The sequence below is a fragment of the Microbacterium aquilitoris genome (assembly GCF_031932285.1).
GTDB classification, from domain to species: Bacteria; Actinomycetota; Actinomycetes; order Actinomycetales; family Microbacteriaceae; genus Microbacterium; species Microbacterium aquilitoris.
This window is the reverse complement of the sequence record NZ_JAUZVT010000001.1, coordinates 1-20,648: the sequence shown is the minus strand read 5'-3', so window position 1 is coordinate 20,648 and position 20,648 is coordinate 1. Positions and strand designations below refer to the sequence as shown.

Below are 20,648 nucleotides of genomic sequence, written 5' to 3'. Positions count from 1 at the left end.
GTCGCGTGCAGGGCTGCATCGCCCTGCGAGTGGTCACGTTAGCATGCACCCGAATGAAAGCGCCAGGGTCAGTTCGCGGTGGGTGCGGCGCCGACCTGGGAGGCCAGGCGCTCGACGTGGACGATCACGTAGAGCAGTTCCTCATCCGTCAGCTCTGACTCGGTCGCCGCCATGACGTAGGCCTTGACCTCCTGGGCGATGGCGAACGAGCGCGGGTAGCTGTGCTTCGCGAACTCGAAGAACGAGCTGTCCCCGCTGCGGAGCATCGTGCGCGACACGAGGCGCTGCAGCAGGAATTGGATGTGCAGGACGAACCGGGCGTAGTCGGGGCTGTCGACGTCCAGCGAGACGCCGAGGCCGTTCTCGACCGTCATCACGACGTGCTGCACGCGCCGGAACAGCAGTGCCGCCGTGCCGTTGGGTTCGTCGCGGGTCGCGTTGAGGACGTGCATGGTGAGGAAGACGGCTTCCTCCGCGGGCAGCTCCGTGTCGAGGGCAGCCGAGATCGACTCGGCCATTGCCTTGGCGGCCGCGAACTCCGCGGGGTGCAGGACCCGCAGCTCCGGCATGTTCGCCACCGGGATGCGGATGCCCTTCGCGAGCCGCTCGAGCACGAACTGCACGTGATCGATGACGGCGATCGTCAGCGGGCGGCCGAGCTGGTGACCGAGCGATCGTTCGGCCTGGTCGACGGCCCGCGAGACCGCTTCGATGATCGCGTAAGGGGTGTCGGTGAGCATGCGGCGCTCGCGCTCGCCGTCCTCCCCGGTGTCGAGGATGAAGGTCTTCTCGACCTTGGCGGGGTCGAGGGTGTCGGACGGCTTCAGCTGGAACCCCAGGCCGCGGCCCATGAGCACCCGCTCCCGACCCTGCTCGTCGAGGGAGATCACGACGTTGTTGTTGAGCACCTTGTGCGCAACCGTTCCGCGACGCTGCGGAGCCCCATCCGTCATGGCGACGAGTCTAGGGCCGCCCGGCATCCGCCCAGCCCGTCCCGGTAGCCTGGGACCATGACCGAGTCCCCCTCCGCGCGCCCTGAGGGCATGTCCGCCGTGCGCACGACATCCCCCAAGCAGGTGCGGCCCGCGACCGAGGGGTGGACGCAGGCGAAGGATGCCGAGGGTCGCCCGCTCCTGCAGTTCGCGAGCCCGAAGCGCGGCAAGCCGCCGGTGCACCTCGCCGACCTCGACCATGAGGCGCGCGTCGAGAAGCTGAAAGAACTCGGGATGCCGGGATTCCGCGCCGGGCAGCTCGAGAAGCACTACTTCCAGCACTACACGTCGGATCCCGCCCACATGACGGACCTTCCGGCGGGCAACCGCGAGGAGCTCGTCGGTGGGCTCCTGCCGAACCTCATGACCGAGGTGCGCCGCCTCGAGACCGACGGCGGCGACACGATCAAGTTCCTGTGGCGTCTGCACGACGGCGCCCTCGTCGAGTCGGTGCTCATGCGCTACACCGGCCGCATCACGCTGTGCGTGTCGAGCCAGGCCGGCTGCGGCATGAACTGCCCGTTCTGCGCCACCGGTCAGGCCGGGCTTACGCGCAACATGTCGGCGGCCGAGATCGTCGACCAGGTCGTCCGTGCCAACCGGCTCATCGCCGACAGCGGCCTCGGCGACCCCCGCAAGGTGGGACACAAGGACGAGCGCGTCACGAACATTGTCTTCATGGGGATGGGCGAACCCCTCGCCAACTACGCCCGCGTCATGCAGGCCGTCCGCACGATGGTCGACAAGAAGCACGGCCTCGGGATGAGCGCCCGAGGCATCACGATCTCGACCGTCGGCCTCGTCCCCGCGATCCGCAAGCTGAGCGCCGAGGAGATCCCGGTCACCTTCGCGCTGTCGCTGCACGCGCCCGACGATCTGCTGCGCGACGAGCTCATCCCGGTGAACTCGCGGTGGAAGGTCGACGAGGCCCTCGACGCTGCGCGCGAGTACTTCGAGAAGACCGGCCGGCGCGTCTCGATCGAGTACGCGCTCATCAAGGACATGAACGATCACGCCTGGCGCGCCGACCTCCTCGCCGAGAAGCTCAACCAGCGCGGCCGTGGCTGGGTGCACGTGAACCCCATCCCGCTCAACCCGACGCCCGGATCGATCTGGACCTCGTCGGACGTCGACGTGCAGAACGAGTTCGTCCGGCGCCTCAACGAGGCCGGCATCCCGACGACCCTCCGCGACACCCGCGGCAAGGAGATCGACGGCGCGTGCGGCCAGCTCGTGGCGACCGAGGACGACCAGGCAGCCGCCGCAGCATCCGTCTGAGCCCGGTCACTCCGTCACGCCGGTGGCGACGGTACCTTCCGTCACGCCGGCGGCGTGAAGGCGATGGTCGGGCGACCGTCGTCGACCGTGACACGGCACCGGACGCCGTAGACCTCCTCGATGAGTCCGTCCGTGAGGACCTCGGCCGGAGGGCCGGCCGTGACGGCGCGGCCGGCGGCCAGGACGAGCACCTCGTCGCAGAACATCGCCGCGAGGTTGAGGTCGTGAAGGGCCACGACGACGGTGACGGGGAGGCTCCGCACGAGGCTCAACAACTCGAGCTGATGGCGGATGTCGAGGTGGTTGGTCGGCTCGTCGAGCAGGAGCTCGCGGGGTTCCTGCGCGAGGGCGCGGGCGATCTGCGTGCGCTGCTGCTCGCCGCCCGAGAGGGTGTGCCAGCGGGCGTCGGCCTTCGCCGTCAGGCCCGCTTGCGCGAGGGCGGCGTCGACGACCTCGTCGTCGCGGGCGCGATCCGGCCCCCAGAGCGAGGCGTGCGGTGTGCGGCCGAGGCGGACGACATCGCGGACCATGAGGTCGACCTCGGTCGTCGCGTGCTGCGTGACCGCGGCGACGGTCCGCGCCACCTCGCGGCGTCCGCGGTGCCGCAGGTCGGAACCGTCGAGCAGGACCCGACCCGCGTCGGGTCTCGCGATGCCCTGCAACAGGCGCAGCAGCGACGACTTGCCCGACCCGTTGGGGCCGAGGAGGCCGACGACGGATCCGGGTTTCGGTGCGAGCGAGACGTCGTCGACGACGAGGGCGCCACCGCGGCGCCACGACACGTGCTCGGCGACGAGACTCATGCGCGCCTCCGACGTCGGACGAGGAGGGCGACGAAGACCGGCACACCGATCAGCGCGGTACCGACACCCACGGGGAGCGGTGTCGGGGCGAACGCGACGCGGGACACGGCATCCACCGCGATCATGAACACCATGCCGAGACCGATCGTCACGGGGATCACGCGGGAGTGGCGCGAGCCGACGATCAGGCGTGCGGCGTGGGGCAGGACCAGCCCGACGAACCCGATCGCGCCGGCGACGCTGACGAGGGTCGCGGCGATCAGCGCAGTCAGGACGAGGAGCAGCATCCGAGTGCGCGCGACATGGATGCCGAGGGATGCCGCGACGTCGTCGCCGAACGCGAAGGCGTCGAGCGGGCGCACCGAGGCGACCGCGACGACCGAGCCGATGAGGACGACGACGGCGCAGAGGACGACGTCGTCCCAGCGGACGCCCTCGAGCGAGCCGAGGAGCCAGAACATCACGCCGCGCGTCTCGTCGGAGTCCGCGAAGGCGAACACCGCGAGTGAGGTGAGCGCGGAGAAGAACTGCGTCGCCGCGATGCCCGCCAGGATGAACGATGCGGTGCCCCCGCCCGTGAAGCGCGACACGACGAGGACGAGCCCGAACGCCACGAGCGCGCCGAGGAACGCGCCGCCCGAGAGGGTGAGGACGCCGCCGCCGACCCCGAACACGCCGAACAGGACCGCGCCGGTCGAGGCGCCGGAGGAGACACCGAGGACGAACGGGTCGGCGAGCGGGTTCCGCAGCAGGGACTGCAGGATGACGCCGCAGAGCCCGAGACCGGCACCGCACGCCGCGGCGACGAGCGCCCGGGGGAGGCGCTCCTGCCAGACGATCGCGTCGGCCGCGACGCGCACGGGGATGTCGGTGAGGCCGAGGTGATTGGTGATGACGTCGCGCACGTTGACGAGTGACACGTTCGCCGGCCCGAGCGTCAGCGCGACGGCGATCGTCAGGACGACGAGGCCGACCGACAGCGCCGTGGCGACGATCGCGAGCGGGATGCGGCGGGCCCGGCGATGAGGCAGCGCCGCGGTGGCGGTCAGCGCCCCGCCTCGTTCTCGTCCCACCAGGCGCGGATCTTCTCGAGTCCGTCGACGAAGCGGATCGAGGGGTTCATTTCGGCGCCGTGCAGGGCGATGAAGCGGGTGTTCTTCACGGCGTCGAGCGAGCGGGTGACGGGGTCGCTCTCGAGGAAGGCGACCTTGTCGTCGAGTCGGTCACCGGGGAAGCGGTCGCGCTGCAGGTCGCCGAGGACGATCACGTCGGGAGCGGCGTCGACGACGGCCTCCCAGGAGGTGGCCGGCCAGTCGTCGGTCTCGGCGGGGAACGCGGGAGTCATGCCGGTCTCGCGCGCGAGGATCGCCGGGGCGCCGCTGCCGCCCGCGACGTAGGGCGTGCGGGTGTCGGCGAACCAGAACAGGACCTTCTCGCCGCCGAAGTCGACGCCCTCGACGGCTGCCGCGGCGCGCTTCTTCAGTGAGGCGATGAGCGCGTCGCCGCGGGACGGGACGTCGAAGATCTCGGCGAGCTCACTGATCTCGCGGTAGAGGTCGTCGACGGTCAGCGGGGTGGTGCGCGTCCCGCCGCCGTTGACGCTCCGGTCGTCGGAGCAGTCGGTGGGCGAGAGGTACGAGCCGATGCCGGTTTCATCCAGCCGATCGCGCGGGACGACGCCGCCCTCGGCATAGTGGCGCCCGAACGACGCCGTCACGAAGTCGGGGTCGGTGCCGAGGACGACCTCGTAGGTCGGGGCGTTGTCCGCGAGGCGCGGGACGTCCTCGTTCGCCTCGGCGAGCGATGGGAGCACGGGGTCCGTCCACGACGCGGTGCCGACGATGCGGTCGGCGAGGCCGAGCGACAGGAGGATCTCGGTCGAGTTCTGATCGAGCGACACGACGCGCTGCGGCGCCGCATCCACCTCGACCGTCCGCCCGCAGTTCTCGATCGTGAGCGGGTAGTCGGTCGATTCCTCGCCGGAGGAGGCGGCCTTCTGCGTCACGACCTCGGAGGCCCCGCAGCCCGAGAGGGCGAGGGCGGCGACGGTCAGGGTGGCGAGCAGAGCGGAACGGCGGGGGAAGGGCATCGATGGTCTCTCGTCGGGGGCCGGGGACGTCGATGGTCGATCGTAGCAAGGTAAGCCTTACCTTCCCGAATCACCCCGCCGGGCACCGGGTGCCTCGACGCCGTCCGCCGCGTTTGGCGAGACTCTGTCAAGGGGCGAATCCGGACGAGGCCCGGGAGTAGCGTCGGTGACATGGTCAACTATCGATTCCTGGGCAACAGCGGCCTCAAGATCACCGAACTCACCTACGGCAACTGGCTCACCCACGGGTCCCAGGTCGAGAACGACGCTGCGATCGCGACGGTCCACAAGGCCCTCGACCTCGGCATCAGCTCGTTCGACACCGCCGACGCATACGCCAACACGGCGGCCGAGTCCGTCCTCGCCGAGGCACTCAAGGGTCAGCGCCGCGAGTCCCTCGAAATCTTCACGAAGGTCTACTGGCCGACCGGTCCCAAAGGGCCGAACGACCATGGGCTGTCGCGCAAGCACCTGCTCGAGGGCATCAACGGCTCGCTGAAGCGGCTGAACACCGACTACGTCGACCTCTACCAGGCGCACCGCTACGACTACGAGACCCCGCTCGAGGAGACGATGCAGGCCTTCGCCGACATCGTCCGCCAGGGCAAGGCGCTCTACATCGGCGTCAGCGAGTGGACCGCTGAGCAGCTCCGCGCCGGACACGCGCTGTCGAAGGAACTGGGCTTCCAGCTCGTCTCGAACCAGCCGCAGTACTCCGCACTGTGGCGCGTCATCGAGGGCAAGGTCGTCCCGACCTCCGAGGAGCTCGGCATCTCGCAGATCGTCTGGTCGCCGCTGGCGCAGGGCGTCCTCACCGGGAAGTACAAGCCGGGTCAGCCGCTCCCCGAGGGGTCGCGCGCGACCGACGAGAAGGGCGGATCCGACATGATCAAGCGCTTCATGAAGGACGAGACCCTCTCCGCCGTGCAGAAGCTGCAGCCGATCGCCGAGGGTGCGGGCATCACGATGCCGCAGCTCGCCCTCGCCTGGGTGCTGCACAACCCGAACATCGCCGCGGCGATCATCGGGGCGTCGCGTCCCGAGCAGCTCGAGGACACCGTGAAGGCCTCGGGCATCGAGCTCGACGACGACACGTACGCCGCCATCAACGATGCGCTCGCGCCGGCAGCGGTCACCGACCCGGAGGAGACGTACTCCGTCTCGCCGAAGTCGCGCCTGATCTGACGAGCGCCGCCCGTCCGTGGTCACGCACAGCGCCGGCATCCTGCTCTACCGTCTCGACGGTGAGGGCGGGGTGTCGGCGTTCGTCGCTCACATGGGCGGGCCGTACTGGGCGAACAAGGACGAGGGTGCCTGGTCGATCCCGAAGGGCGAGCTCGAGGATGGCGAGGATGCGCTGGATGCGGCGAAGCGGGAGTTCGACGAAGAGCTCGGCGTCCTGCCGCCCGAGGTCGACTACGCCGAGCTCGGCACGTTCGCGTACTCGTCGGGCAAGCGGGTGACGGTCTTCGTCGCCGACGGTGCGGGCTTCGAGGCGGACGCGTTCGTCTTCGGCGAGTTCGAGATGGAGTGGCCGCCACGATCGGGCCGGACGGCATCATTCCCCGAGGTCGATCGCGCAGAGTGGATGCCGCTGGCCAGAGCCCGTGAACGCGTCGTGAAGGGGCAGCGGCCCGCACTCGATCGGCTCGTGGAGCTGCTGGCTCAGGCCCGCTGAGTCAGCGCTTCTTCTTGGGCGCCTCGGACACGTCGAGCTTCTCGTGCTTGCCGCCGAGCGACGACCACGCGGATTCCTTGCCGGATGCCGCGTGTTCCGCCCCGCGCACGGCGCGCTCGTCGGCCCACTCGTTGAGGACGTGACCCCGGTGGCCGCGGACGTGCTCAAGCACGACGTCGGGAAGTCCTGCCGCGCGGCGGGCGTCACGAGCCACGATCAGCTGCTCGAGAAGGTCGACGTTCTTGGTCGGCGCACCGGTGGAGGTCTTCCAGCCGCGGCGTCGGTGACCGTCCATCCACCTCTCGTAGGTGTCGATCGCGTACTTCGAGTCCGCCTGGACGACGAGCTCGCTGACATCCGCGTGATCCTCGATCGCCTTCAGGAGACCGAGCAATTCGCCGACGTTGTTGGTGCCCTGGATGACCGAGCCCGCGGCCCAGTGGCCGTCCTCGCCGACCCAGGCCCACCCCGTCGGTCCGGGGTTGCCCTTGCAGGCGCCGTCGGTGGCCACGACATAGCGGGAGGTTTCGGTCACCGGTCCACGGTACCCGTGCGCGGCACGGAGGCCGCGCACAGGCCCCGGGTCACGGGCGCAGCAGGACCTTGCCGACGCGGCCGGCGGTCAGGCTCGCACGGGCGGCGTCGCGCGCCTGCTCGAGCGGGAAGGTCGCCGAGACCGGGAGGGTCAGGACGCCGGACGAGAGGTGCTGGGCGAGCTCGCCGAACAGCTGGCCGCGCTTGGCGGCATCCATCTCGGTGCTGACCTTGCTGCCCCAGAAGCCCTTGATCGTGATGTGGCGGAAGATGACCGGTCCCGAGGCGAGCTGCATCACGGGTGCGTCCATCGCGCCGAAGACGACGAGGGTGGCGTTCTCGCCGAGGAGCGAGAGGACGTGGCCGCTCGACTCGCCGCCGACCGAGTCGACGCCGGCGATGATCGAGGCGCCGCCGGTGATCTCGGCGACCTTGTCCTGCCAGTCGTCGGTGTCGACGGCGACGATGCGGTCGATGCCCTGCTCGGCGAGCTCCGCGACGGCGGCGCTGCGGCGAACGAGGCCGAGGACGTTGAGGCCGCGGGCGCGACCGATCTGGGCGACCATGCGGCCGACCGCGCCATTGGCGGCGTTCTGGACGATCCAGTCGCCGGGCTTGAGGTCGAGGAAGTCGATGAGGCTGATCGCGCTGAACGGCATCGAGACCAGCTGCGCGGCCTGCTCGTCGGGAAGGCCCTCGGGCACGGGGATGAGGCCTGCGGCGCGGGCGACGAACTGCTCGGCCCAGACGCCGAAGGTGCCGCCGGTGGCGACTCGCTGACCGACCTGCAGGTTCTCGACGCCCTCGCCGAGCTCTTCGACGACACCGACGGCCTCGGTGCCGGAGCGGGCGGGGAGTTCCGGCTTGAAGCCGTAGGTGCCGCGGATGGTCCACAGGTCGTGGTTGTGGATGGGGGAGGCGAGGAGGCGGACGCGGACCTCACCGGCGCCGGGCGTCGGGTCGGGGGTCTCCGTCGTCTCCAGGACGTCGGCCGGTTCGCCGAAAACGGGGTGGGTGACTGCGCGCATGTTTTCTCCAAGCGTCATTGTGTAACGATCGGTACAATATACTACGAGTGACCGAGAGGATCCACCATGGGCCGCACCAGCGCATTCGACCGCGACGACGTCATCCGCGCCGCGCGCGATGTCTTCTGGGCGCGCGGCTACGCCGAGACCGGCATCGGCGAGCTCGAGCAGGCGACCGGTCTGAAGCGCTCGAGCATCTACCACGCCTTCGGCAGCAAGAAGGGGCTCTTCGAAGCCGTCGTCGCGCGGTACCTCGACGAGGTCGTGCGCTCGCGCATCGGTCGACTCCGCGAGCCGGATGCCGGTCCCGAGGCGCTCGAGCGGTACATCGCCGAGATGCGCGCTGCGATCGCCAGCGGCACCCCCCGGGCGCAGGCGGGATGCCTGCTGCTCAACGCCGCGTGCGCACCTGTCGTCGACGACGATCCGGACGTGCGTGCGCTCGTCACGGGTTACACGGATGAGCTCCGATCCGCGATCGCTGCGGGCGTCGACTCCGCGCGACCCGAGATCTCCGCAGGGTCGCGAGCGGCGCTGGCGGAGGTCTGCGCATCGCTCGTCATCGCGGCGCTTGCCGTCGCGAGGGTGGATCCGGATGCCGCGGACCGCAGCCTCGAGGCCGTGCTGACGGCCGTCGCCTCATGGGATGCCGGTGCCGTGTCCGTGTATACATAACTTCCCGATTCAGGCTCGCCCGCCCCCGGAGGGTCGCCTTGTGCATACACTGAGGCCATGACCGATGCCCCCGCGCGTTTCGCCGGCGTGCGCGCGTACGAGACGCTGCTGGGCGAGATCCAGGACGGCACGCTGCGCCCCGGCGCCGTGCTGGGCGAGGTCGAGCAGGCTGCGCGGCTCGGGGTGAGCCGGACCCCGCTGCGTGAGGCGCTCCGCCGTCTGGCCGCCGATGGGCTCGTCGAGCAGGCATCGCCGCGGGTCACCGTCGTCACCGGCATCGACGTCGACGACATCCGCGCGCTCTTCGACGTCCGCCGCGCGCTCGAGGAGACGGCGGCGCGGTTGGCCTCGCGTGCGCCGGACCGCTCGATCTTCGCTGCGCTCGCCGCGGACTTCGCCGCCGTCGACGCCGGCGATGGGCCCGTCTCCGATGCCGACGCGTACTACGCGCTCATCGCGCGATTCGATGCGGAGCTCGACGCGGCCGTCGGCAACGACTACCTGACGTCCGCGTTGCGCACCGTCCGCACGCATCTCGTACGCGTCCGGCGTCTCGCCCGCGACAAGCCCGAACGACTCGCGGCATCCGTCTCGGAGCACCGTCTCATCGCGAGCGCGATCGCGTCAGGCGATGCCGACCTCGCCGCGCACGCGACGCACGTGCACCTGCACAACGCCCTGACCTCGATACTCGACTCCCTGTCCGACACCCCGGAGGAAACGACATGACCGTCACCCACCACGTCCGCGTCTACCGCAGCGACGAGCCGCTTCCCCGCGAGGAGCAGCTCGCCTACAAGATCGCCCAGGTCGCCGTCGACCCGGTCGCGGTCGAGTCCGACGTCATCGACATGATCGTCAACCGGATCATCGACAACGCGGCGGTGGCCGCGGCATCCCTCACCCGTCGACCCGTCAGCGCGGCCCGTTCGCAGGCGCTGTCGCACCCGGTGTCGGCGAACGGCCACGGTGGGACGGTGTTCGGCGTCGACAACGAGACCCGCACGAGCCCCGAGTGGGCGGCGTGGGCGAACGGCGTCGCCGTGCGTGAACTCGACTACCACGACACCTTCCTCGCGGCGGAGTACTCGCACCCGGGTGACAACATCCCCGCGATCCTGGCCGTCGCGCAGCACGTCGGCGCCGACGGCGCCGCGCTCGTCCGCGGCCTCGCCACCGGATACGAGATCCAGGTCGACCTCGTCCGAGCGATCAGCCTGCACAAGCACAAGATCGACCACGTCGCACACCTCGGCCCCTCGGCGGCCGCGGGCATCGGCACGCTCCTCGGCCTCGACGTCGTCACGATCTACCAGGCCGTCGGCCAGGCTCTCCACACCACGACCGCGACGCGTCAGTCGCGCAAGGGCGAGATCTCCACGTGGAAGGCGCACGCCCCCGCCTTCGCCGGCAAGATGGCGGTCGAGGCCGTCGACCGTGCGATGCGCGGCGAGACCTCGCCGTCCCCCATCTACGAGGGGGAGGACGGCGTCATCGCGTGGCTCCTCGACGGCAAGGACGCCGCGTACGACGTGCCGCTCCCGGCAGCAGGGGAGCCGAAGCGCGGCATCCTCGACACGTACACGAAGGAGCACTCGGCCGAGTATCAGGCGCAGGCCTGGATCGACCTCGCCCGCAAGCTCGGCACCGAGCGGCCCGAACTCCGCGACCCGGCCAACATCGCCTCGATCGTGCTGCACACGAGCCACCACACGCACTACGTGATCGGCTCGGGCGCCGGCGACCCGCAGAAGTACGACCCCACAGCATCCCGCGAGACGCTCGACCACTCGATCCCGTACATCTTCGCGGTCGCGCTGCAGGACGGCGGCTGGCACCACGTCGACTCCTACGCGCCCGAGCGCGCCGGCCGCCCCGACACGGTCGAGCTGTGGCACAAGGTCACGACCGCCGAGGATGTCGAGTGGACGCGGCGCTACCACTCGGAGGACCCTGACGAGAAGGCGTTCGGCGGCCGCGTGGAGATCACGCTGACCGACGGCTCGACCGTCGTGGATGAGATCGCCGTCGCGGATGCACATCCCCTCGGAGCCCGCCCGTTCGCCCGCGCGGACTACGTGCGCAAGTTCCGGCTGCTGGCGGAGCCCGTGCTCGAGCCCGCCGAGATCGACCGGTTCCTCGCGCTGGTGGAGCGCCTGCCCGAGCTGACGGCCGATGAGGTGCGCGAGCTCGATTTTGTCGCGAAGGCGGGCGTCCTCGAGACCGCGCCGGCCCCGACGGGACTCTTCTGATGATCGGGCTGATGGGTCGTGCGTTCGGTATTCAGTCCCTGCGCTCGCGCGTGCGGCCGGGTGGGTTACTCGACCCGCGGGATCCCGCGGCGCCCGTCGGGGGCGGCACCTCGTCGGGACTGAATACGGAACGCCCCGTGGGCGGAAGGGAGGCGCGCTGATGCTGTACGCACAGACACCCGCGCACGAGAAGCGCCGTCTGTTCCGCGAGCGGCTCGCGACGGGGGAGCTGCTGCGCTTCCCCGGCGCGTTCAACCCGCTGTCGGCCCGCCTCATCGAACGGAAGGGCTTCGAGGGCGTTTACATCTCGGGCGCCGTCCTCTCCGCCGATCTCGGGCTCCCCGACATCGGACTGACGACCCTGACCGAGGTCGCCGCCCGCGGCCAGCAGATCGCCCGCCAGACGGAGCTCCCCGCGATCATCGATGCCGACACGGGGTTCGGCGAGCCCATGAACGTGGCGCGGACGATCCAGACCCTCGAGGACGCCGGCATCGCCGGTGCGCACATCGAGGACCAGGTGAACCCGAAGCGCTGCGGCCATCTGGACGGCAAAGCGGTCGTCGACGAGGACACGGCACTCAAGCGCATCCGCGCCGCCGTCGACGCGCGTCGCGACCCGAACTTCCTCGTGATGGCGCGCACCGACATCCGGGCCGTCGACGGGCTGGATGCCGCGACCGACCGCGCGCGCAAACTGGTGGATGCCGGCGCCGATGCGATCTTCCCCGAGGCGATGCGGACCCTCGAGGAGTTCGCCGCCGTGCGCGAGGCGGTCGACGTGCCGATCCTCGCGAACATGACCGAGTTCGGCAAGAGCGACCTGTTCACGGTCGACCAGCTGCGGGACGTCGGGGTGAACATCGTGATCTGGCCGGTGTCGCTCCTGCGCATCGCGATGGGCGCGGCCGAGCGTGCGCTCGATACGCTGATCGACGAGGGGCACCTGACGTCCCGCCTCGGCGAGATGCAGCACCGCGCCGACCTGTACGACCTCATCGACTACGAGTCGTACAACCACTTCGACACGAACGTCTTCACCTTCCGCATCGACCGCTGACGGTCGACGAACAGGAGCGAACATGAGCGACCCCGACATCAAGAAGGGCCTCGCCGGCGTCTACGCCGACACGACGGCGATCAGCAAGGTCAACCCCGAGACCAACTCCCTGCTGTACCGCGGGTATCCCGTACAGGAGCTCGCGGCGACGCAGCCGTTCGAGGCGGTCGCCTACCTGCTGTGGCACGGCGAACTGCCGACCGGCGACCAGCTCGCCGAACTGCAGGCGGTCGAGCGGGCGAACCGGGCGCTGCCCGCCGACATCCGCTCCTTCATCGACGCGATGCCGACCTCGGCCCACCCGATGGACGAGGCGCGGACGGTCGTCAGCCTGCTCGGCGCGTTCGAGACCGCGGGCATCGCGAACGTGCTGGATGCCGCGGGGACGCCGGCGGAGAACCTGGACCGCAGCATCCGCCTGTTCGCGATCCTCCCCGCCGTCGTCGCGTACGGTCAGCGCCGCCGCCGGGGGCAGGAGATCGTCGAGCCGCGTGAGGACCTCGGGTACGCCGCGAACTTCCTCTGGATGACCTTCGGCGAGGAGCCCGATGAGGCCGTCGTCGACGCGTTCAACCGCTCGATGGTGCTGTACGCCGAGCACTCGTTCAACGCATCGACGTTCACCGCCCGCGTGATCGCGTCCACTCTCAGCGACCTGTACTCGTCCGTCGTCGGTGCGATCGGCGCGCTGAAAGGACCGCTCCACGGCGGCGCGAACGAGGCCGTCATGCACATCTTCGACGAGATCGGTTCGGCCGACGCCGTCGTGGCCTGGCTCGACGAAGCGCTCGCTGCGAAGCGCAAGATCATGGGGTTCGGTCACCGCGTCTACAAGCGCGGCGACTCGCGCGTGCCCACGATGAAGGCCGCGCTCGACACACTCGTCGAGCACTACGACCGGCCCGACGTCGCCGAGTTGTACGAGACGCTCGAGTCCGAGTTCGTCTCGCGCAAGGGCATCTACCCCAACCTCGACTACCCGTCGGGCCCGGCGTACAGCCTCATGGGCTTCGACACGCTGACGTTCACGCCGCTGTTCATCGCCGCCCGCATCACCGGGTGGACGGCGCACATCATGGAACAGCAGGCATCCAACGCCCTCATCCGTCCCCTGGCGGCGTACAGCGGTTCGGACGAGCGGCACATCGAGGGCTACGTCCCGGATGCCGCCGATGTCGAGGCGCTGGAGCGGCCGGAGGAGGCCGCGGGCTGATCTTTTCCCCACCGGGACGCCCCACGTGGTATTCAGGACATCTGCATGACCAGTGGCCGAGCACCTTCGGTCTCGGCGCGCACACGTCACCCTGGGGGGAACGCACCATGTCCTATCGTCCTGCGCGGAAATCGGGGGTCTCGCGCGTCGCCGTGGCGACCGCTGCCGCCACCGTCCTCATCGCGTCACTCACGGCGGCGCCGGCGAACGCCGTCTCGTCGGACCCGAACCTCTTCTGCGATCTGCCGGGCCAGCGCCTGGCGATCTCGCCCATCAGCGGCCTGAAGGAGGGCGAGCCCGTCACCTGGCGCTCCACCGTCAAGGGCACCAAGCCCACGACCTTCACCGGTGAGTACATCGGCAAGCTCGACAACGCGTTGGGGACGGATGCCGCGGGCAAGCCGCGCGATCTGCTCCTCGTCAAGCTCGACGGCGACATCGTCAACGGCACGTCGGGTTCGCTCGCCGCGGGCGTGTGGGCCGGGGCATCGGGCTCGCCCGTCTACGACGCGGACGGCGCCCTGCTCGGCGCGGTCTCGTACGGTTTCAGCTCGCTCCCCGACAACGTCGCGGGGGTGACGCCGGCCGCGTACATGAAGGCGATCGGCGCACTGCCGGCATCCAAGACGCTCAGCCCGTCGCAGACGCAGACCGTCGAGCGGATGGCCGACGAGAAGTCGACGGCTCGTCGCAGCAGCACGCTTCGCCGCATCGAGCCGGTGCGAGTGACGATCGGGACGTCGGCGAGTGACCTGGACGACGCCACCGACAGACTCAGTGAACGCATCCCCGGCTTCCGCGGCGCGGTGGCAGGCGGCCTCGCCGTGCCCGGTGGCGAGAATCGCGCGGCCGACTATCCGATCGTCGTCGGCGGCAACATCGCGATGTCGTACGGCTACGGCGCCGTCACCGAGGCCAGCGTCGGCACCGTGACCGCCATTTGCGGCACGGAGGTCTTCGCCTACGGCCACCCCGGCAGCGGCAACTCGGCTCTCTCCGCCAGCATCCACGGCGCATCGGCGGCGCGCATCGTCCCCGACTCCGCCGGCTCGTACAAGATGGTCAGCGCGATCGGCCGGGTCAAGGGCAAGCTCCTCGACGATCGGACCGCCGGCATCCGCGGCAAGCTCGGCGTGCCCGCTCCGACGATCGAGATCCGGACCACCAGCGCCTACGGCACCCTGAAGAACACGACGGTCACGAAGGTGTCCGAGCCGGGGTTCATCCCCGGCGCCGCGTACGCGCAGATGGGCAACGAGGCGGTCCGGATGCTCGACAACGTGCAGAAGGGCTCTGCGCGGGTCGAGTGGACGATCACGTATCAGCGGGCCAACGGTGCGACGGCGACCCTGAAGAACGTGAACCGCTACGCGAGCCCCTCCGAACTGCCCTACTACGTGGGTGATGGTGTCGCGAATGATGTGGCGGCGCTGCAGAGCAACCCGTTCGAGGATGTGCGGATCCTGTCGGTGAACGTCCTGACGCGTTTCGAGGCGGATTACCGGGCGGCGGCGTTCAGCGGTGTGCAGATGTTGAAGAGCGGCAGGTGGGTGACGGTGGATTCGGGCAGCGTCCTGAAGGCCGCTCGTGGCGGGTCGTATTCGTTCCGCACGGTGCTCGCGCCGGCTCCCGGTGCGAAGAAGGTGACCGAGTACGCGCCGTTCACGGTCACCGTGCCGAAGGATGTGCGCAGCACGTACCAGGTCGAGTTGTTCGCCCCGGACGCCGACGACGAGTTCGGTGGAGAAGGGCCGGACCCGCGGTCCTTCGCGCAGTTCGTCGCGGGGCTCGACGACAACTACCGTTCCGATGTCATCACGCGGGAGACGTGGTACACGTCGACGGCGGGGCCGAGGAAGGCCGGCGAGGCCACGATCGTCGCACCCACGGTGCTGATCGGCAACGGGGCATCCGTGTTCCTCCGGTTCGAGGTCCCGGCCACGCGCTGACGTCATCGATCCCGGCGACCGCGCTGCAGCTCGTCAAAGGCTGCGGCGCGGTCGTATGTACGGCGTCGGCGCGGTCTGCGAGCATGAGGCCATGGTGGACACCACGAGCACGGAGCGCATCGTCATCGTCGCCGGGGCGCGCACTCCCGTCGGCCGCTTCGACGGCGCCTTCCGAGGGACACCCGCACACGAGTTGGGCGCGCAGGCGGTGTCCGCCGCTCTCGACCGCTCGAGGGTCGACCCGTCCCGCGTCGGCGAGGTGGTCATCGGCACGATCGGTCAGGTCGCCGGCGACGCCTACATCGCTCGACGCATCGCGCTCGCGGCAGGCCTCGCCGACGACACTCCCGCCTTCACGGTGAACCGGCTGTGCGGGTCGGGGCTGCAGTCGATCTGGTCGGCGGCGCAGGAGCTGCGCTGGGGCGGCATCGATGTCGCCGTCGCCGGCGGCGCCGAGAACATGACGCGGATGCCGTTCTACGACATGGACGCCCGCTCGGGAGCAACGCTCGGACACCGCCGGCTGCTCGACGGCACCCTCGCGATGCTCACCGATCCGTTCAGCGGGCGGCACATGGGTACGACCGCCGAGACCGTGGCCGAGCGCTTCGGAGTGACGCGCGCCGAGCAGGACGCGTACGCCCTCGAGTCCCAGCGCCGCGCATCGACGGATGCCGCCCGCGCCGCCTTCGCCGAAGAGATCGTCGCCACGACGACCACCGATCGACGGCCCGTAGAGGTGACACGGGATGAGCACCCGCGTCCCGACACGACGCTCGAGGCGCTCGCCCGGCTGCGTCCGGCATTCACCCCGGACGGCACCGTCACCGCGGGGAACGCCTCGGGGATCAACGACGGCGCCGCCGCGACGGTGCTGATGCGGGAGTCGGACGTGCGCGCCGAGGGACTCCCCGCGCTCGCGAGCATCGAGGCCGTCACGACCGCGGCGCTCGACCCGGCGATCATGGGGTACGCGCCGACGATCGCGCTGCGGAAGCTCTTCGCCCAGACGGGGCTGAGCCCTGCAGACGTCGCGACCGTGGAACTCAACGAGGCGTTCGCGTCGCAGGTGATCGCGGTCATGCGCGACACGGGGCTCGACCCGGAGCGGACGAACCCCTACGGCGGGGCGATCGCGCTGGGCCACCCCGTCGGTGCGACCGGCACCATCCTGACCGTCCGTGCGGCGCTGACCCTGCAGCGCACGGGCGGAGAGTTCGCCATCGTCACGATGTGCATCGGCGGCGGCCAGGCGCTCGCTGCGCTGTTGCGACGCTGGGACGCCTGACCGAGGCATCCATCTGCGAGCATGAAGGGATGACGGATTACGCGACCATCCTCACCGAGACGCGCGGACGCGTCGGGTGGATCACCCTCAACCGACCCGAGGCGCTGAACGCCCTCAATGCGCAGGTCATGCACGATGTCGTGGATGCCGCGGAGGCCTTCGACGCCGACGCCGGGATCGGCGCCATCGTCGTCACCGGCAGCGAGCGGGCGTTCGCAGCCGGCGCGGACATCAAGGAGATGGAGGCGCTCAGCGGCAGCGAGATGCTGCTCGCGAACCACTTCGGCCAGTGGTCGCGGTTCGCAGCGGTGCGGACGCCGACCATCGCCGCGGTGGCAGGCTATGCGCTCGGCGGCGGGTGCGAGCTCGCGATGATGTGCGACATCATCCTCGCGGCCGACTCGGCTCGGTTCGGGCAGCCGGAGATCAGTCTCGGGGTCATCCCGGGGCTCGGCGGGACCCAGCGGCTCGTGCGGGCGATCGGGTCGTTCAAGGCAGCGGAACTCGTGCTGGCGGGGCGGCAGCTGACGGCGGACGAGGCGGAGCGGTCGGGCCTCGTCTCGCGCGTCGTGCCGGCGGCGGAGCTTCTGGACGATGCGCAGCGCACGGCGGAGACCATCGCGTCGAAGCCGCTGCCCGCGCTGTACGCGGCGACGGCGGCGCTCGACGTCGCCGTGGAATCGACACTGGCGGAGGGGCTGCGGTTCGAGCGGCAGGCGTTCGCCGGGCTGTTCGACACCGCGGACCAGAAGGAAGGCATGGCCGCCTTCCGCGAGAAGCGCGCACCGGAGTTCCGGCACCGATGAGCGCCGTCCGCCTTGTGCGCTCCGAGGGTCTTGCGGCGGCGCCGTATGCGTATGCGGCATACGTCGAGGCGGGGGCCGACCTGATCTTCCTCGCAGGTGCGTGCCCGCTCGCCGACGACGGGTCGACGGTCGCGGTCGGTGATGTGGCGGGTCAGGCTCAGCGCTGCGTCGAGACGATGCTCGTCGCGCTGGATGCCGCTGGTGCGTCCCTCTCCGATGTCGCGTCGACGCGGGTTCTGGTGGCTTCATCGGACCGGCGCGACCTCGTGGCGGCGTGGAACGTCGTGCGCGAGGCCTTCGGTGAGCATGACGTGCCGAGCACTCTGATGGGCGTGGCAGCGCTGGGGTACGAGGATCAGCTGGTCGAGATCGAGGCCGTTGCGGCGGTCCGTGGGGGTTGAGCCGCCCGCCGCCGTCGCGGCCCGACCGGGAGCCTCGCGCCCGACCGTAGACTCTGAGGCGATACCGAGGAGGAGTCAATGAAGATCGTCGTCCTGCTGAAGGAAGTGCCGGACACCTGGGGTGACCGCACGCTCGATCTCGAGACGGGGCTCGCCGCGCGTGACGCATCCGAGCGTGTCCTCGATGAGATCGGTGAGCGCGCTCTCGAAGCCGCCCTCACGTACTCCGAGGCGAACGAGGGCACCGAGGTCGTCGTCATGACGATGGCATCGGATGCCGCGACCGCCTCCCTCCGCAAGGGGCTCGCGATGGGGGCTCACTCCGCCGTCCAGGTCACCGACGATGCGCTGCGCGGCGCCGACCTCGGCGTCACGTCCCGCGTCCTCGCCGCAGCTCTCCGCCGCACCGGGTTCGACCTCGTCATCACCGGCAACCTGTCCACCGACGGCGCCGGCGGCGTGCTCCCCGCGATGCTCGCCGAGCACCTCGGCGTCCCGCAGGCCACCGCTCTGTCCGCCGTCGAGATCACGACGGATGCCGTCAGCGGCACGCGCGCGACGGACTTCGGCACCGCGTCGGTCACCGCGACGCTGCCCGCCGTCATCTCGATCACCGAGGCGCTGCCCGACGCCCGCTTCGCCAACTTCAAGGGCATCATGGCGGCGAAGAAGAAGCCGTTCGAGGTGCTGTCGCTCGCCGATCTCGACGTCGACGTCGACCCGGCATCCGCCCCGCAGTCCATCATGACCGCGGTCGCGCAGAAGCCGCCGCGGCAGGCGGGGACGAAGATCGTCGACGAGGGGGATGCCGGCGAGAAGCTCGCAGCCTTCCTGCTCGAGAACCGGCTGGCGTGAGAGACCGAGGAGAACATCGTGACCGACTTCGCCCCTGACGCCGTCCTCGTCTGGCTCGACGTGACCCCCGGCGGGGAGCTGGCCGCTTCCGCCGCCGGTCTCATCGGCGCCGCCGCCTCGATCGGCGCCCCCGTCGTCCTCCTCGTGGCCGACGAGTCCCGGCACGCCGACCTCGCCGCCGCGGCCGGATCCCTCGGCGCGTCGACCGTCCTGACCGCCGGGCTCGGCGGCGCCGACGCCGCGCTCACGGTACCGATCGTCGACGCGGTGGTCGCGGCATCCGCTCTCGTGCAGCCGGACGCCGTCCTCATCTCCAACTCCATCGAAGGCCGGGACGTCGCGGGACGGTTCGCTGCCCGGACCTCTGCGGCCCTCTGCGTCGACGCCGTGGGCGTCTCGCGCGACGACGACGGCGTGCTCGCGCAGCACTCCGTCTACGGCGGCGCCTACAACGTCACCGCGGGGGCGACGTACGGACCGCTCGTGGTCACGGTCCGGCAGGGGTCGATCGATGCGCGGTCCGAGGCCGTCGACGCGCCGACGATCGTCGGGCTGCAGGTCGAGGCATCCGGAGCGCCCGCCGCCGCCATCACGGGCTTCGACGAGGCGGTCGCCGTCTCGAGCCGCCCGGAACTCCGCGGCGCGGCGAAGGTCGTGTCGGGCGGGCGCGGGCTCGGCTCGGCCGACCAGTTCGCCCTCGTCGAGCAGCTCGCCGACGCTCTGGGCGCGGCCGTCGGAGCGTCCCGCGCTGCAGTGGATGCCGGTTACGTCCCCTACTCGTACCAGGTCGGCCAGACCGGTGTCTCGGTGTCACCGCAGTTGTATGTCGCACTCGGCATCTCGGGGGCCATCCAGCACAAGGCGGGTATGCAGACGGCGAAGACGATCGTCGCGGTGAACAAAGATGGAGACGCACCGATCTTCGACATCGCCGACTTCGGTGTCGTCGGGGACCTGTTCACCGTCGTGCCGCAGCTGATCGCGGCGCTCGAGGCGGGGAAGAAGTAGGAGCGGATGGCGACATACGCGCGTTCCGTGCGCCGCGGACTCCCGCGCGCCTCCGGCGGCGACCCCTGGCCGCCCGCCGGGGCGGCCCCTGCGCCGGTGGCGGTCGCACCGACGCCCGTCGACCCGCCCGCGCCCGTCGACCCCCCCGCGCCCGGCGCGCCAGCCGTTGCCGTCGAGCCGACGGAAACTGCGCCCACCGGTACCGCGTCGATGCAGAACGCGTCGGCTCGAGGTGCTGCGACACGCCGGGGGCTCCCGCGCGCGCCGGGTGGCGAGGCCTGGCCGCCCGCGGCGTCGACGGCGCCGGATGCCGCGACCCCGGCCGTCCCCGCCGTCGAGAACGCGCCTCGCGAGGCTGATGGCCACGGAGCGGACCCGGTCGTGGACGACGCGGCTGAGCCCGCGGCATCCGCCCCCGTGGCCTCCACAGTCGAAGCCTCCACCGTTGCGGCCTCCGCAGCCGCGGCCTCGGCGGACGACGCAGGCTCCGGCGCGGTCCGCCGCGGCCTCCCGCGCGCCGCCGGCGGAGACGCCTGGCCCCCCGCCGAGACCACGCCCGCCCGGCGCGCCACGCCCCCGTCTCGCGAGACTGCACGTGGGGGCCCAGACAGCGGTCTCGCGCCGCGGTCTCGGAGCGCGGATGCAGTCTCGGCGTCCTCGGAGCCCAAGCCCGCCGCGCCCGCCGCCCCGGCGCCCGCCGCCCCGGCGCCGATGAACCTGATCGCCTTGGTGATCGCCT

Annotated in this window: 20 protein-coding genes and 1 pseudogene; 15 read left to right on the top strand and 6 right to left on the bottom strand. The window is 70.6% G+C overall.

Translation table 11 applies throughout. The features are described from left to right. Positions 1–68 precede the first annotated feature (68 nt). Positions 69–953 (bottom strand): PRD domain-containing protein, encoded by an 885-nt coding sequence (locus Q9S78_RS00105; RefSeq protein WP_311868025.1) that lies wholly within the window; start codon positions 951–953, stop codon positions 69–71. A 90-nt stretch (positions 954–1,043) separates the two neighbouring features. On the opposite strand from Q9S78_RS00105, the gene rlmN reads away from it, so the two are divergent. After that, the gene (gene rlmN, locus Q9S78_RS00100) at positions 1,044–2,270 is read left to right on the top strand and encodes a dual-specificity RNA methyltransferase RlmN (protein ID WP_116227526.1); all 1,227 of its coding nucleotides are present in this window, start codon (positions 1,044–1,046) and stop codon (positions 2,268–2,270) included. A 41-nt stretch (positions 2,271–2,311) separates the two neighbouring features. Here the strand turns inward: rlmN and Q9S78_RS00095 are convergent, their stop codons facing one another. The 3 genes from Q9S78_RS00095 to Q9S78_RS00085 are packed head-to-tail and all read right to left on the bottom strand — an operon-like array spanning position 2,312 to position 5,162. Beyond that, positions 2,312–3,073, bottom strand: coding sequence for an ABC transporter ATP-binding protein (locus Q9S78_RS00095; RefSeq protein ID WP_311857984.1), 762 nt, complete (start codon positions 3,071–3,073; stop codon positions 2,312–2,314). Then, the gene (locus Q9S78_RS00090; protein WP_311868023.1) at positions 3,070–4,146 is read right to left on the bottom strand and encodes a FecCD family ABC transporter permease; all 1,077 of its coding nucleotides are present in this window, start codon (positions 4,144–4,146) and stop codon (positions 3,070–3,072) included. The genes Q9S78_RS00095 and Q9S78_RS00090 overlap by 4 nt, the downstream gene beginning before the upstream one ends. Continuing rightward, positions 4,119–5,162 carry an ABC transporter substrate-binding protein gene (locus tag Q9S78_RS00085; protein WP_311868021.1) on the bottom strand — a complete coding sequence of 348 codons (1,044 nt, stop codon included), beginning with the start codon at positions 5,160–5,162 and terminating at the stop codon, positions 4,119–4,121. Before Q9S78_RS00085 ends, Q9S78_RS00090 begins: the two co-directional genes overlap by 28 nt. 171 nt (positions 5,163–5,333) lie before the next feature. Between Q9S78_RS00085 and Q9S78_RS00080 the strand changes: the two genes are divergently transcribed. Continuing rightward, complete coding sequence (locus Q9S78_RS00080) at positions 5,334–6,347, top strand: aldo/keto reductase family protein (protein WP_018187440.1); 1,014 nt, start codon at positions 5,334–5,336, stop codon at positions 6,345–6,347. 16 nt (positions 6,348–6,363) lie between these two features. Further along, positions 6,364–6,840 carry an NUDIX hydrolase gene (locus tag Q9S78_RS00075; protein WP_311868020.1) on the top strand — a complete coding sequence of 159 codons (477 nt, stop codon included), beginning with the start codon at positions 6,364–6,366 and terminating at the stop codon, positions 6,838–6,840. Position 6,841: 1 nt separating this feature from the next. Here the strand turns inward: Q9S78_RS00075 and Q9S78_RS00070 are convergent, their stop codons facing one another. Both Q9S78_RS00070 and Q9S78_RS00065 read right to left on the bottom strand, forming a co-directional pair. Beyond that, positions 6,842–7,375, bottom strand: a complete 534-nt coding sequence (locus tag Q9S78_RS00070; RefSeq protein WP_018187438.1) for a ribonuclease H family protein — start codon at positions 7,373–7,375, stop codon at positions 6,842–6,844. Positions 7,376–7,424: 49 nt separating this feature from the next. Beyond that, positions 7,425–8,402, bottom strand: coding sequence for a zinc-binding dehydrogenase (locus tag Q9S78_RS00065; protein WP_116227520.1), 978 nt, complete (start codon positions 8,400–8,402; stop codon positions 7,425–7,427). Between the two features lie 66 nt (positions 8,403–8,468). On the opposite strand from Q9S78_RS00065, the gene Q9S78_RS00060 reads away from it, so the two are divergent. The 12 genes and pseudogenes from Q9S78_RS00060 to Q9S78_RS00005 form a co-directional block, all read left to right on the top strand. Then, positions 8,469–9,077 carry a TetR/AcrR family transcriptional regulator gene (locus tag Q9S78_RS00060; protein WP_116227519.1) on the top strand — a complete coding sequence of 203 codons (609 nt, stop codon included), beginning with the start codon at positions 8,469–8,471 and terminating at the stop codon, positions 9,075–9,077. Between the two features lie 57 nt (positions 9,078–9,134). Continuing rightward, positions 9,135–9,806 carry a GntR family transcriptional regulator gene (locus Q9S78_RS00055; protein ID WP_091356953.1) on the top strand — a complete coding sequence of 224 codons (672 nt, stop codon included), beginning with the start codon at positions 9,135–9,137 and terminating at the stop codon, positions 9,804–9,806. Then, positions 9,803–11,329 carry an MmgE/PrpD family protein gene (locus tag Q9S78_RS00050; protein ID WP_311868016.1) on the top strand — a complete coding sequence of 509 codons (1,527 nt, stop codon included), beginning with the start codon at positions 9,803–9,805 and terminating at the stop codon, positions 11,327–11,329. Before Q9S78_RS00055 ends, Q9S78_RS00050 begins: the two co-directional genes overlap by 4 nt. A 160-nt stretch (positions 11,330–11,489) precedes the next feature. Beyond that, positions 11,490–12,389, top strand: a complete 900-nt coding sequence (gene prpB, locus Q9S78_RS00045; protein ID WP_116227516.1) for a methylisocitrate lyase — start codon at positions 11,490–11,492, stop codon at positions 12,387–12,389. A 22-nt stretch (positions 12,390–12,411) separates the two neighbouring features. Next, entirely contained in the window at positions 12,412–13,602 is a 1,191-nt protein-coding gene (locus Q9S78_RS00040; protein WP_311868013.1) for a bifunctional 2-methylcitrate synthase/citrate synthase, read from the top strand. 107 nt (positions 13,603–13,709) lie between these two features. Continuing rightward, complete coding sequence (locus Q9S78_RS00035; protein ID WP_311868011.1) at positions 13,710–15,551, top strand: hypothetical protein; 1,842 nt, start codon at positions 13,710–13,712, stop codon at positions 15,549–15,551. A gap of 91 nt (positions 15,552–15,642) precedes the next feature. Further along, on the top strand, positions 15,643–16,839 hold the full coding sequence (locus Q9S78_RS00030) for a thiolase family protein (protein ID WP_376716520.1): 1,197 nt from the start codon (positions 15,643–15,645) through the stop codon (positions 16,837–16,839). A gap of 29 nt (positions 16,840–16,868) precedes the next feature. Further along, the gene (locus Q9S78_RS00025) at positions 16,869–17,645 is read left to right on the top strand and encodes an enoyl-CoA hydratase-related protein (protein ID WP_311868005.1); all 777 of its coding nucleotides are present in this window, start codon (positions 16,869–16,871) and stop codon (positions 17,643–17,645) included. Next, a complete protein-coding gene (locus tag Q9S78_RS00020) occupies positions 17,642–18,046 on the top strand; it encodes a RidA family protein (RefSeq protein WP_311868003.1) in 405 nt (134 codons plus the stop codon). The genes Q9S78_RS00025 and Q9S78_RS00020 overlap by 4 nt, the downstream gene beginning before the upstream one ends. Positions 18,047–18,124: 78 nt before the next feature. Then, the gene (locus Q9S78_RS00015; RefSeq protein WP_311868001.1) at positions 18,125–18,901 is read left to right on the top strand and encodes an electron transfer flavoprotein subunit beta/FixA family protein; all 777 of its coding nucleotides are present in this window, start codon (positions 18,125–18,127) and stop codon (positions 18,899–18,901) included. Positions 18,902–18,919: 18 nt separating this feature from the next. Beyond that, positions 18,920–19,909 (top strand): electron transfer flavoprotein subunit alpha/FixB family protein, encoded by a 990-nt coding sequence (locus Q9S78_RS00010; RefSeq protein WP_311867999.1) that lies wholly within the window; start codon positions 18,920–18,922, stop codon positions 19,907–19,909. A gap of 6 nt (positions 19,910–19,915) precedes the next feature. Further along, positions 19,916–20,648, top strand: a pseudogene (locus Q9S78_RS00005) (cytochrome b/b6 domain-containing protein); the annotation flags it as partial.